The sequence below is a fragment of the Agrobacterium sp. A3-95 genome (assembly GCF_053521785.1).
On the sequence record NZ_JBNWDR010000010.1, the window covers coordinates 131,343 to 143,981 of the forward strand.

The window sequence follows — 12,639 nt, forward strand, 5'->3', positions numbered from 1 at the left end:
ATGCTTCTGATCCATTGCCCTTATTGCCGGGAAGACCGTTCCGAACTCGAATTTCGCTGGGCGGGCGAAGCCCATATCGCCCGGCCGGAAAACATTGCCGATATTTCGGACGAGGCCTTTGCCGAATATTTCTTCATTCGCGACAATGACAAAGGTCTCGTTTTCGAGCGCTGGCGCCACATTCACGGTTGCGGCCGCTTTTTCAACGCCGCCCGCGATTCCGTCAGCGATAAATTCCTGATGACCTACAAGGCAGGCGAGCCGAAACCGGATGCCGACGCGGTTCTTTCCGCCCAAAAGGGAGCTGCGCAATGAGCGGCGATTATCGTATCAAGGGCGCCGGTCGCCTGACACCTGCCAGAACGGCACGCTTCACCTTCGACGGCAAGATCTATCAGGCGCTGGAAGGCGACACGGTTGCATCCGCACTTCTGGCGAATGGCGTGCATCTGATTGGCCGTTCGTTCAAATATCACCGTCCGCGTGGTTTCCTTTCCGCCGGCCCGGAGGAGCCGAATGCGCTGATCGACGTATCGCGTGACAGCCTGCGCAAACAGCCGAATGTGCGCGCCACGGTGCAGGATGTATTCGACGGCGCCATCATCGCCTCGCAGAACCGCTTTCCGTCGCTGTCCTTCGATATCAGTGCGATCAACGATTTCCTGTCGCCGATGTTTGCGGCTGGTTTCTACTATAAGACCTTCATGTGGCCGAAGGCCGCGTGGCACAAGATTTATGAACCGATCATCCGTCGCGCAGCCGGTCTCGGCAAGGCGCCGACCGAGCCGGATGCGGATCATTATTCCGGCCGCTATGCCCATTGCGACGTGCTGGTGGCCGGCGGCGGTGTGGCCGGGCTGACAGCGGCGCTCGCCGCTGCAAAAACTGGCGCCAGCGTCATTCTGGTTGATGAGAATGCCGAAGTTGGCGGCGCGCTGCGTTTTGATACCGGTGCGGTCATCGACGGCCTGTCCGGATATGACTGGGCGCAAAAAGTTTTCACTGAACTGAAATCGCTGCCCAATGTGCGTGTTCTGACCCGCACGACAGCGTTCGGTTATTACAACCACAATTTCGTGGCGCTGGCCGAGCGTGTGACCGATCACCTCGCCACGCCGGCCAAACACCAGCCACGTGAAAGACTGTGGCAGGTCCGCGCCAAGAAAGTCGTTCTGGCGGCAGGCGCGATCGAGCGGCACATGGTCTTTGCCAATAATGATCGTCCCGGCATCATGCTGGCTTCTGCTGCGCGCATCTATCTCAACCATTACGGCGTGACCGTCGGCAATAATGTCGGTGTCTACACTGCCCATGATTCTGCCTATGAGACGGCATTCGATCTCAAGAAAGCGGGTGTGAAGATCGCCGCTATCGTGGATTGCCGCGAGAACCCCGATCGGCGGCTGCTGGACGAGGCGCGGGCGCTGGGCATCGAGGTACTGGCGGGTCACAGTGTTTACGATACGTCAGGGCGGCTGCGCGTTTCTTCCATGAGCGTTGGCCGCAATGGCGGCTCTAACAAGCGCAAGATTGCCATCGACGCGCTCGTCGTTTCGGCGGGCTGGACGCCTTCGGTGCATCTCTTCTCGCAATCGCGCGGCAAGCTGAAGTTTGACGCGGCAAACCAGCGGTTCCTGCCTGACATCCATGTGCAGAATTGTGTGTCAGTCGGCGCCTGCAACGGCACGGACGATCTCGCCGCATTGATCGCCGAGGCTGCTGCCGCAGGCGGCGGTGCAGCGGAATTCTCCGGCGAGAATGCGCGCGCCTGGACCGGCGGCATGATCGGCGCTGCGGAAGGGGCAGGCGAAGGCACCGGCGTCAAGGCCTTCATCGATTTCCAGCACGATGTCTGCGCCAAGGATATTCGCCTGGCCGTGCGTGAAGGCATGCATTCGGTCGAGCATATCAAGCGCTTCACCACCAATGGCATGGCGTCCGATCAGGGCAAGATGTCCAACATGCATGGCCTTGCCATTGCCTCGGAAGCGCTTGGGCGGGATCTGCCGAAGGTCGGTCTCACCACTTTCCGCCAACCCTACACGCCGGTCACCTTCGGCACGCTCATCAACCATTCGCGCGGTGCGCTGTTCGACCCGACCCGCAAGACGCCGATGCATGACGAAGAGGCTGCGGCAGGCGCCCTTTTCGAGGATGTCGGCAACTGGAAGCGCGCATGGTTCTTCCCGCGCGGCGGAGAGGATATGCACGAGGCGCTCAACCGCGAATGCAAGACGGTGCGGACAAGCGTCGGCGTGTTCGATGCCTCCACGCTCGGCAAGATCGAGGTGGTCGGCCCCGATGCGGCTAAGTTCCTGAACCTCATCTACACAAATGCCTGGGACACACTGAAACCCGGCCGTTGCCGCTATGGCATCATGACGCGCGAGGACGGTTTCGTTTACGATGACGGTGTTGTCGGTCGCCTTTCCGAGGACCGTTTCCACGTGACGACGACGACGGGCGGCGCACCGCGCGTTCTCCAGCACATGGAGGATTATCTCCAGACCGAATTCCCCGAGCTGAATGTCTGGCTGACATCGGCGACCGAACAATGGGCGGTGATTGCGGTGCAGGGACCGAAAGCGCGCGAGGTGATCGCGCCTTTCGTCGAGGGTATCGATATTTCGCCCGAAGCCTTCCCGCATATGGCGGTCGCGGAAGGCACCTTCTGCGGTGTGCCCACGCGTCTCTTCCGTGTATCATTCACGGGTGAGCTTGGTTTCGAAATCAACGTTCCGGCCGATTACGGCGCTGCCGTCTGGACCGCGATCCGTGAACGGGCCGAAGCGGTGGGCGGATGCCTTTATGGCACCGAGACCATGCACATCCTGCGTGCCGAAAAGGGTTACATCATCGTCGGACAGGATACCGACGGCACCGTGACACCTGACGATGCGGGGCTTGCCTGGGCCGTTTCCAAGAAGAAGACGGATTTCGTCGGTATTCGCGGTCTGAAACGCCCGGATCTCATGCGCTCCGGTCGAAAGCAGCTTGTGGGCCTCAAGACGAAGGACCGGCTGACTGTTCCCGAAGAGGGTGGCCAGATCGTTGCTGATCCAAACCAGCCGAAACCCATGACCATGCTCGGCCATGTCACTTCCGCCTACTGGTCGGAAAATCTCGGCCACTCCATCGCCTTTGCGCTGGTGGCGGATGGCAGGGCGCGCATGGGCGAAACGCTCTACATCCCGCTTGCCGATAAAACAATTGCCGTCGAAGTGACCGACATGGTCTTCCTCGACAAGGAAGGAGCCCGTCTCAATGGCTGACACACTTCACGCAAAACGCAAATCCGTACTCGAGGATTTCCACGGTGGTTCGCCCTTCGTCTCGCTGAAGCCCGCCGCCTCGGCGTCGCGGCTGTCGCTGCGCGCAAGGGAAAGCGCACTGCCGGCCCTCTCGGATGCACTCGGCCTGTTATTGCCCAACAGCCCGAAAAGCTCTGTCACATCGGGTTTGCGCTCCGCTCTCTGGCTTGGTCCGGACGAATGGCTGGTGATCGATCAGGGCGAAAGCGACCTGATGGCGGCGCTCGCCACCGTTCCCGGCCTGTTTTCGGCGACCGACGTTTCCCACCGCAACACGGCTGTCATCGTTTCCGGCCCCGGCGCGGAGGTAGCCCTGAACGCCGGTTGCCCGCAGGATCTGTCTATCGCACAGTTCCCGATCGGCGCCTGCTCGCGAACGGTTTTCGGCAAGGCGGAAGTGGTGCTGCTGCGCGTGGCTGACGATACGTTCCGGGTAGAGTGCTGGCGCTCCTTAGCCGAATATGTCGGCGGCCTGTTGCAGGAAGCGGCGCAGGATGTGGCGGTCTAGCTTTTCCACCCCTGCCATTCCACCCATCGCCCATGGAAATCGGCGCGGCCGATTTCCTGTTTCTTACCGGTCGGCCAGATTTGCAGGGTGATTGCGGCGCTTCCCGGCGTCGTATCTGCCTCCATCTGCAGGCGGGCAAGCGGAGCCTCAGGGGTGGCACGGCTTCCAGCCTCGGCGATCAGCGTTTCGCCGGCCTCTTTCAGCGCATCGGGAAGATATTGCCAGGCGACAGAATGGTAGACCACATGGGCAGCGCCCGAATGTTGCGCGGCAAGGCGGCGTTGCAGCCAGTCAATTGCGTCAGCCTTTTCAACGTGCAAGCCGTTCTCCACCGCAATACGCAGGGCGGCCGCCGTGCGCTCCAGCCTGTCGGTCTGATCGGCCCAGACATATGACATCAGCCGCAACCGGTCCTCGGCAGACGACGGATCGAGTGGGTTAAGATCGCAGCCGGCGCGCTCGATGACCTCTATCCGCTTGTCGGGCGGGGTGTCTCCGCGCCATTCCGGCGACATGGACACTTCGGATTGCCTGCCCCAGGCAAGATCGCCAAGACGATACTGGTAGCGGTCAAATTGCAGGTTCAGACCGGCGCTGGCGCCGACCTCTGAAAGGACCATCGGCTTGCCAAAAAGCTCCGCAATGGAAAGAAAACCCGGCAGCAGCACAGCGGAACGGCGGACTTCGTTGGTCTGCGGCGGCGATTTCAGTCTTTCGAGGATGAAGCCCGAATGGAAGCGCAAGGCACTTGCGCAAGCCTGCCAGAGCGCATTCTCGTCTTCGGGTGCTATATCGACAAGAGGAGTGATCTTGTCCTCGATGACAAGCGCATGCAGGGCACCGGCAAGCCGCAGTGGGACGGAATCGCCGGACGGGCCGACATCGCCAGGCCAGGACAAAATCATCTCGCCAACGTCCGTCTGGCGATCCAGCCGCGCCGCCACCGCGCGGCAAAGCCGTGCGGTAAAGGGCGAACCGAGGCTGTCGCAGGCTCTTGCCTGTGCGAGAAACGCGTCTCTTACGGCTTCATCATGCATTGGGCCGTCTCCTTTGCGCAGTCTGGCGTTACTTTGCCAGACTGGCCTCGCGGTTGACGAGGGCTTGATCATCAAAACCAAAATTGCGCATCAGCACACGGTGCTCGTCTGATCCGATATAACAAGGGAGCGCCGCATCGACCGCGCTCTGGAGTTCCCGGTCGGATTGGCGGAAAGCAAATGCGCCTGAGGCTGCTGGTCTCTCTTTCGGTAAAACGGAGACAACTTCCAAATCGAGCTCTGGATTTTGCTGCATAAAACCGAGATGGGCCATGGCCACGCTGGCATAGGCGTCGGCACGCCCATCCAATACGGCCTGAGCGGCCTCGTCGTAGGTCTCGCAAATGAGAATGCGGTCATCGGGCACGCCCGCTTCCATAATTGCGCGATGTTGGATCTGATCACGGATCGCGACCAGCGTACATTCCGGATTTTTTGCTGCCGATGCGTATCCGTCCAGATCTCTGAGGTTGCCCTTCCTCACCAACAGTCCATCAGGCAACGCCCAGATGGGATGGCTGAACGTCACGATCTTTCTGCGTTCAGCGGTATCGAAGAGGCCAGTAGTCATATCCCAAAGGTTTTCGTTCAGCCCAGACAACAATTGCGAGAATTCGGCTTCGATGAATTCAATGTCATGAATACCGATCATGGCTAGAATGACTCGCGCCAACTCCACATCGCACCCGGTCACATCGCCGCATTCGTTCCTGTAGTTGAACGGAGGTTCTATCAAATATGCGAATCTCACAGACACTCCGATCTCAAATTGGGATTTACTTCGCCATCAGGCGTCTTGCGGCCTGTCCTCGGGGTTGAACTGGGTGATGGTTGTCCAGCGGGCAGTGAGCGCCGGTTTTTTCTCGTTTTCTATCTCCACCGTAACATCATAGGTCGTCACCAGCATGGCGGCGCCGCGAAACCGCGCCTCAGCCAAAGTGAAACGGCCACGCACCCGTGCTCCGCTTTTGACCGGCGTGACGAAGCGGACGGCGTCAAAGCCGTAGTTGATGCCCATGGTCGTTTCGCGAATGCGGGGCAGGGCATCGTAATTCAGAGCCGAAAGCAGCGAGAGCGTCAGGAACCCATGCGCGATGGTGCCGCCAAAGGGGCTTTCCGCCTTGGCGCGTTCCGGGTCGGTGTGGATGAACTGTTCGTCCAGCGTCGCTTTTGCGAAGGCGTCGATCATTGTCTGGTCGACGGTGATCCAGTCGGAAACGCCCAGCTCCGTGCCGACGAAATTTTTCATTTCCGCCAGCGCTATTTCCTTTGCCATGTTACCTCTTCTCGATTGCCTTTCGGAACTTATAAAGGTGCCGGGGCCAAGCGATCAACCGCGCAGATAAAACACCACCGAGCGGGCAGGCAGGAAGGCCGGATTGCCGAAATCCGTGCCCATCGCTTGCCAGTCGTCGCCCGGCAGGGTGAAGGGCACGATCTCATGGCTGCGGTTGATGAGCACGGCAAGCTCCGCGTCGTTTTCGGTCTCGTGGTCCGGCGTGGCAAGCACCATGGCGAAAGCCGGCATGTCCGGCCTTTCCCATTCCGCGACCGTCATCGGTTCTCCGCCGGGGGCAAGCCATGCCACATCGCCGTTGCCGGAGAAAAACTCGGTTTGCGAAAACACGCCGAAGCGTTTGCGAAGTGCTGCAAGAAATGCCGTGTGGTCAGTCAGCTCCTGGGAGAGCGACGACCAGTCGACCCACGTTATCTCGTTGTCCTGACAATAGGCATTGTTATTGCCATACTGGCTGCGGCCACCCTCATCGCCGGCGGTCAGCATCAACGTGCCGCGACTGACGAAGAGCGTGGAAAGCAGCGCTTTCACATCCGCGTGGCGGGCGGCCACGACGGCAGGATCGTCCGTCAATCCCTCCAAACCATTGTTCCAGGAATGATTTTCATTATGCCCGTCGCGATTGTTCTCGCCGTTTTTCTCATTGTGCTTGTGTTCGTGGCTGACGAGATCGAACAGGGTGAAACCGTCATGGGCGGCAAGGAAATTGACGCTGCGGCTTTTCGAACGTCCATGGCGGGAAAAGATCGGCGAAGAGCCGGAAAGCGCATTGGCCAGCGCCCCGGTCGTTCCCGCATCGCCGCGCCAGAACCGGCGCATGTCGTCGCGGGCGCGGTCGTTCCATTCCAGAAAGCTCTCCGGAAAATTGCCGAGCTGATAGCCGCCGGGGCCGATATCCCATGGTTCGGCGATCAGCACGCGGTCGTATAGTACCGGGTCAGAGTGCATGGCGGCAAGCGTTTCGCTGGCCATGTCGAAGCCACTAGCCGTTCGTCCCAATATGGGCGCGAGATCGAAACGGAAGCCATCGATACCGGCATTGAGAACGAAATGCCTCAGGGAATCGATAATGAGCTGGCGCACATAGGGATGATCGCAGGCCACCGTGTTGCCGGTGCCGGTGTCATTGACCAGCACGCCCGGCTTTCCTTCCGGGTGACGGAAAGCGGTGAGATTGTCCAGTCCGCGCAAAGACAGGATGGAGCCTTCGCTGTCGCTTTCACCCGTATGGTTGAAGACCAGATCGAGAATGACGCCAATGCCTTGCGCGTGCAGGGCTGCAACCGTGTCGCGCAGCTCCCGCACTCCGCCGGGGCAGAGGCGCGGATCGAGCGCCATGAAGCCGACGGGATTGTATCCCCATGCATTGGAAAGGCCAAGCGGCGGCAGGTGGCGCTCGTCGATCCAGGCGGTGATCGGCATCAGCTCCACCGCATCGACACCGATTTTTTTCAAATGCGCGATAATGGCAGGATGAGCCAGCGCTGCCACCGTGCCTCTCAGCTCTTCCGGCACGGCAGGATGCAATTTGGTGAAGGATTTAACCGCGAGTTCGTAAATCAGCCCGCCTTCGGCAAAGCGTGGCGGCTGGCGCCTGACCTGCTCATATTGCGACAGGATCGCCTTCGGCATGATCGCGCCCGTGTCTTCGCCATAGGCCAAAAGCGCGGCATCATGCCGGAATGGCCGGTCTATCTCCGTGGCATAGGGGTCGAGCAGCAGTTTTGCGGGGTCGAACCACAGGCCATGTTCGGGGGCATAAATGCCGTCGGCGCGGAAGCCATATCGCGCACCGGGGCCGGTCTCGGCAACTGTCAGCCGGTGAATGTCATTCTCATCGCGCCTCATTGGCAAACGCGCCGTCTCTTTTTCGCCCGTCGCATCAAAAAGGCAAAGGTCGATTTGTGAGGCGTGCCGGGAATAGACCGCAAATTCCGTTCCGTTTTCCGTCTGGGTTACGCCTTTGGGGAAAACGGCTGGTTTCTGCATGGTCTCTCTCCGGAAGATGATGATATCGAGTCTGGCGGGGAGGTTAGTCAGTAACCTCAGGCGGCCTCATGGCCGCCTGCCAAGTTTTTCGCTATGCCCGTTGCCGGAAACGGTGCGTGCAATGCAAAACCTTACGTGATGACGGTCGGTTCGTTGCGGCCGGTATGGGCCTTGATGCCGGCGATCGTATCGGCAACGGAAATAAGGTCGGCAAGCGCCGCCTGCGTTTCGATGCCGTGACGGGCCGCATCCGGCTCATAGCGCTCGACGTAAAGTCTGAGCGTTGCGCCCGCAGTGCCCGTGCCGGAAAGGCGCAGCACGATGCGCGAACCACCTTCGAACAGGATGCGGATACCCTGGTTCTTGCTGACGGACTGGTCGACCGGGTCGAGATAGGCGAAATCATCAGCAGCTGCGACCTTAAGATTGCCGTAGCTGGTGCCAGGAAGTGTTGCGAGTTTTTCGCGCAGGATGGCCACCAGAGTGTTTGCGGCGTCCGAATCCACTTCCTCATAATCGTGGCGGGAATAATAGTTGCGGCCATATTCGGCCCAGTGCTTGGTAACGATGTCCTTCACGCTTTCCTTGCGGGCGGCGACAATGTTCAGCCAGTAGAGCACGGCCCACAGGCCATCCTTTTCGCGCACGTGGTTGGAGCCGGTGCCGAAGCTTTCCTCACCGCAGATTGTAACCTTGCCGGCATCCATGAGATTGCCGAAAAATTTCCAGCCGGTTGGCGTCTCGTACATGCCAAGCCCAAGCTTTTCGGCGACGCGGTCGGCTGCGGCACTTGTCGGCATGGAACGGGCGATGCCGGAAATGCCGGCGGCATAACCGGGCGCGAGCCGCGCATTGGCGGCGATGATTGCCAGGCTGTCGGACGGGGTGACAAACATGCCCTTGCCGACCACCATGTTGCGGTCGCCGTCGCCATCCGAAGCTGCGCCGAAATCGGGACCTTCCGGGCTCATGACATCGTCATAAAGCTCCTTGGCGTGCACCAGGTTGGGGTCGGGATGGTGGCCGCCGAAATCGGGCAGCGGCGTTGCGTTGCGGACCGAGCCCTTCGGCGCGCCGAGACGCTTTTCGATGATTTCCACGGCATAGGGGCCGGTGACGGCACTCATTGAATCGACGACAACCTTGAAGCCGCCGGCAATCAGGGCGCGAATGGCGGCAAAATCGAACAGTTCTTCCATCAAAGCGGCATAATCGGCGACCGGATCGATGACGTCGACCGTCAGTTCATCCACCTTGAAGCTGCCCACCTTGTCGAGATCGACGTCTGCAGCGTCGGAAATCTTGTAGCTGTCGATGACCTTCGAGCGGGCATAGATCGCGTCGGTGATCTTTTCCGGCGCTGGGCCGCCATTGCCGATATTGTATTTGATGCCGAAATCTTCGGTCGGGCCACCAGGATTATGGCTGGCGGAAAGAACGATGCCGCCGAAGGCTTTGTATTTGCGGATGATATTGGAGGCGGCGGGGGTGGAGAGAATGCCGCCCTGACCGACCAGCACCTTGCCGAAACCGGCGGCGGCCGCCATCTTGATCGCCTTCTGGATGACTTCGCGGTTGTAATAACGGCCATCGCCGCCGATCACCAGCGTCTGGCCCTGAAAGCCCTCAAGCGAGTCGAAGATCGACTGGATGAAGTTTTCGGCATAATTTTCCTGGGCGAAGACGGGCACCTTCTTGCGCAGGCCGGATGTGCCCGGCTTCTGATCCTGAAAGGGTGTCGTCTGAACGGTCTTGATCATTGTTTCAATGGCCTCTCGAAATAAGCTGGCTGTAAAGCGCGGCGTAGAGCGCAGCGCTTTTTTCCCAGGAAACATCGGATTTCATGCCGAGTTTCTGCATTTGTGTCCAAAGTTTCGGGTCGTGATAATAACGCACGGTCCGGCGGATCGCCTGTTTCAGACCGTCGAGCGTGACGGGTGAGAATTGTACACCGGTCGCCGATTTATTGGCGATGGCGGCATGGTTGGCGTCGATCACCGTATCGGCAAGGCCGCCGGTTCGGGCAACCACGGGAACGCAGCCATAACGCAGCGCGTAAAGCTGGGTAAGGCCGCAGGGCTCGAAGCGTGAGGGGATGATGATCGCATCGCAACCCGCCTGCATCAGATGCGATAGCGGCTCATTATAACCGATGGCGACACCGACGCGGCCATGGTGGCGGGATGCCGCAGCCAGAAGCGCGCCTTCCAGCGCCACATCCCCGGCGCCCAGCACGACCAGACGGCCGCCGAGCGAAACGATCTCGTCCACGGCTTCCGCCATGAGATCGATGCCCTTCTGCCAGGTCAGCCGGGATATGACGCAGAAAAGCGGGCTGTCATCCTGGTCGATGCGGAAATGTTCTGCGACGGCCTTCTTGTTCAGCGCGCGGTTCTTGAGATTGGTGGCGGAATAGTTGTCGTGGATCAGATGGTCGGTGGCCGGGTTCCAGACATCGGCGTCAATGCCGTTGACGATACCGTGCAGCACATGGGCGCGGCTGCCGATCACCCCTTGCAGCCCCATGCCGAATTCCGCGGTCAGGATTTCTTCCGCATAGGATGGGCTGACCGTGCTGAGCGCGGTTGCCGTCTGCAAGCCGCCCTTGAGGAAGCTGACATCGTTATAATATTCGATGCCTTCCATGCCGAAGGCGTGGGCGGGCAATTCGAGCTTGCTGAAGATATTGGCCCCGAACTGACCCTGAAAAGCAATGTTGTGGATGGTGAGAAGGCTCGGAATCTCCGGCGTTTCGGCATAACGCATATAGACCGGGGTCATCGCTGCCTGCCAGTCATGGGCGTGCACCATATCCGGCCGCCAGCCGGGAAGCACACCGGCGCCGATTCGTGCAGCTGCCAGCGAGAGCGCCGCAAAGCGCTTCCAGTTATCAGGATAATCCTTGCCGGTCTGGCCGAGATAGGGGCCGCCGGAACGCTCGTAATAGGCGGGCGCGTCAAGGATCAGAAGGTCTAGCCCCTCATGTTGGACTTCGAGCAGATCGGCCTTTTCGCCAAGAAGATCGGTGAACTCAAAACATTTGACGGGGTCCGTCACGGCGGCTTTCACCGCCGGATATCCGGGTATCAATGTGCGCGTTCTCACGCCATAGGCTTCGAGCGCGATGGGGAGGGCGCCGGTAACGTCGGCGAGCCCTCCGGTCTTGATCAGGGGATAAATTTCGGATGAAACCGAAAGGACATTCATGGGCTCTACAGGTCCAGCTTGTCGATCATCGATTGGGTGATAAGGCAAATGCCGTTTTCCGTGCGCCGGAAACGTTTGGCATCCAGTTCGGGGTCTTCTCCTACAATCAGTCCTTCCGGAATGACCACTCCATGGTCGATGACGACGTTGCTGAGCTGGGCGTGGCGCCCGATCTTTACACTCGGCAGTACTACGGCATTCTCAAGGCGGGAGTATGAATTGGCGCGCACGCCTGTGAACAGAAGGCTACGGTTGAGGGCGGCGCCGGAAATGATGCAATCGCCTGACACAACCGACGACACGGCAGAACCGCGGCGGTCCTCATCGTCATGCACGAATTTCGCCGGCGGAGTGATTTCCGCATAGGTCCAGATCGGCCAGGACTTGTCATAGATATCGAGGTCAGGCACCACATCCGTCAGGTCGATATTGGCCTGCCAATAGGCATCGATGGTTCCGACATCGCGCCAGTATGGTCCGTGCTCGAAATCCGAACGCACGCAGGAGTCCGCAAAACGGTGGGCGACGGCTTTGCCGTGCTGGACAATATAGGGAATGATGTCCTTGCCGAAGTCACGGCTGGAGGTTGGGTCGGCGGCATCGCGACGCAGCGCTTCCATCAGGAATTTCGTGTGGAAGACGTAGATCCCCATCGAGGCAAGCGCGAAATTCTCATTTCCGGGAATGCCGGGCGGATCAGCCGGCTTTTCGATGAAGTCGATGATCTCGTCTTTTTCGTTCACATGCATCACGCCGAAGCCCGACGCTTCCTTGCGTGGCACTTCAAGGCAACCGATCGTTACATCCGCGCCGGAATCGACATGCTGTTGCAGCATGTATTCGTAGTCCATCTTGTAAATATGGTCGCCCGCCAGAATGACCATATATTCGGGCGCATAGGGCTCGATGATGTCGATGTTCTGGTAAACGGCGTCGGCGGTGCCTTCGTACCATTGCGTTTCGGACACGCGCTGCGAGGCCGGCAGAATGTCAAAGCTTTCATTACGCTCTGGACGGAAGAAGTCCCAGCCGCGTTGCAGGTGGCGGATAAGGGAGTGAGCCTTGTATTGCGTGGCGACGCCGATGCGGCGAATGCCGGAATTCAGCGCGTTCGAAAGTGCAAAATCGATAATGCGGGCCTTACCGCCAAAATAAACCGCTGGTTTTGCCCGGCGGTCTGTCAATTCCTTCAAACGGCTTCCTCTACCGCCCGCGAGAACATAGGCCATTGCATCACGCGCCAGGGGCTGAACTCTTTTTTCCGACATGGTTGTCCTCCCGTTCTGTCTG

At 59.6% G+C, this 12,639-nt stretch carries 10 protein-coding genes; 3 read left to right on the forward strand and 7 right to left on the reverse strand.

Features of this window, described 5'->3' with window-relative positions; translation table 11 throughout:
* Genes ACQZ5Y_RS23160 through ACQZ5Y_RS23170 form a run of 3 tightly spaced genes read left to right on the forward strand, consistent with a single transcriptional unit; the run spans position 1 to position 3,819 of the window.
* On the forward strand, positions 1–315 hold the full coding sequence (locus ACQZ5Y_RS23160) for a sarcosine oxidase subunit delta (protein ID WP_004431787.1): 315 nt from the start codon (positions 1–3) through the stop codon (positions 313–315).
* Entirely contained in the window at positions 312–3,272 is a 2,961-nt protein-coding gene (locus tag ACQZ5Y_RS23165) for a sarcosine oxidase subunit alpha (RefSeq protein ID WP_013762066.1), read from the forward strand. Before ACQZ5Y_RS23160 ends, ACQZ5Y_RS23165 begins: the two co-directional genes overlap by 4 nt.
* Positions 3,265–3,819, forward strand: coding sequence for a sarcosine oxidase subunit gamma (locus ACQZ5Y_RS23170; protein WP_174060214.1), 555 nt, complete (start codon positions 3,265–3,267; stop codon positions 3,817–3,819). The genes ACQZ5Y_RS23165 and ACQZ5Y_RS23170 overlap by 8 nt, the downstream gene beginning before the upstream one ends.
* On the opposite strand, the gene ACQZ5Y_RS23175 is transcribed toward ACQZ5Y_RS23170, so the two are convergent.
* From ACQZ5Y_RS23175 to glgC, 7 genes are all read right to left on the reverse strand, one after another.
* The gene (locus ACQZ5Y_RS23175; RefSeq protein WP_035199923.1) at positions 3,816–4,856 is read right to left on the reverse strand and encodes a DUF2332 domain-containing protein; all 1,041 of its coding nucleotides are present in this window, start codon (positions 4,854–4,856) and stop codon (positions 3,816–3,818) included. The genes ACQZ5Y_RS23170 and ACQZ5Y_RS23175 overlap by 4 nt on opposite strands.
* A gap of 28 nt (positions 4,857–4,884) precedes the next feature.
* Positions 4,885–5,613, reverse strand: coding sequence for a transporter substrate-binding domain-containing protein (locus ACQZ5Y_RS23180; RefSeq protein ID WP_336510365.1), 729 nt, complete (start codon positions 5,611–5,613; stop codon positions 4,885–4,887).
* Positions 5,614–5,643: 30 nt separating this feature from the next.
* Positions 5,644–6,132, reverse strand: a complete 489-nt coding sequence (locus ACQZ5Y_RS23185; protein ID WP_004431798.1) for a MaoC family dehydratase — start codon at positions 6,130–6,132, stop codon at positions 5,644–5,646.
* Positions 6,133–6,186: 54 nt separating this feature from the next.
* Positions 6,187–8,142: a glycogen debranching protein GlgX gene (glgX, locus tag ACQZ5Y_RS23190; protein WP_174060216.1), complete on the reverse strand. Its 1,956-nt coding sequence runs from the start codon at positions 8,140–8,142 to the stop codon at positions 6,187–6,189.
* Between the two features lie 131 nt (positions 8,143–8,273).
* Positions 8,274–9,902, reverse strand: a complete 1,629-nt coding sequence (locus tag ACQZ5Y_RS23195; RefSeq protein WP_004431805.1) for an alpha-D-glucose phosphate-specific phosphoglucomutase — start codon at positions 9,900–9,902, stop codon at positions 8,274–8,276.
* A 4-nt stretch (positions 9,903–9,906) separates the two neighbouring features.
* Positions 9,907–11,349, reverse strand: a complete 1,443-nt coding sequence (gene glgA / locus ACQZ5Y_RS23200) for a glycogen synthase GlgA (protein ID WP_004431807.1) — start codon at positions 11,347–11,349, stop codon at positions 9,907–9,909.
* Between the two features lie 5 nt (positions 11,350–11,354).
* Positions 11,355–12,617 (reverse strand): glucose-1-phosphate adenylyltransferase, encoded by a 1,263-nt coding sequence (glgC, locus tag ACQZ5Y_RS23205; protein WP_004431809.1) that lies wholly within the window; start codon positions 12,615–12,617, stop codon positions 11,355–11,357.
* Positions 12,618–12,639 lie beyond the last annotated feature (22 nt).

Bases quoted from the DNA above. Each gene is read 5' to 3' on its own strand.
- ACQZ5Y_RS23160 (WP_004431787.1), top strand. From the start codon at position 1: ATGCTTCTGATCCATTGCCCTTATTGCCGGGAAGACCGTTCCGAACTC.
- ACQZ5Y_RS23165 (WP_013762066.1), top strand. From the start codon at position 312: ATGAGCGGCGATTATCGTATCAAGGGCGCCGGTCGCCTGACACCTGCC.
- ACQZ5Y_RS23170 (WP_174060214.1), top strand. From the start codon at position 3,265: ATGGCTGACACACTTCACGCAAAACGCAAATCCGTACTCGAGGATTTC.
- ACQZ5Y_RS23175 (WP_035199923.1), bottom strand. From the start codon at position 4,856: ATGCATGATGAAGCCGTAAGAGACGCGTTTCTCGCACAGGCAAGAGCC.
- ACQZ5Y_RS23185 (WP_004431798.1), bottom strand. From the start codon at position 6,132: ATGGCAAAGGAAATAGCGCTGGCGGAAATGAAAAATTTCGTCGGCACG.
- glgX (WP_174060216.1), bottom strand. From the start codon at position 8,142: ATGCAGAAACCAGCCGTTTTCCCCAAAGGCGTAACCCAGACGGAAAAC.
- ACQZ5Y_RS23195 (WP_004431805.1), bottom strand. From the start codon at position 9,902: ATGATCAAGACCGTTCAGACGACACCCTTTCAGGATCAGAAGCCGGGC.
- glgA (WP_004431807.1), bottom strand. From the start codon at position 11,349: ATGAATGTCCTTTCGGTTTCATCCGAAATTTATCCCCTGATCAAGACC.
- glgC (WP_004431809.1), bottom strand. From the start codon at position 12,617: ATGTCGGAAAAAAGAGTTCAGCCCCTGGCGCGTGATGCAATGGCCTAT.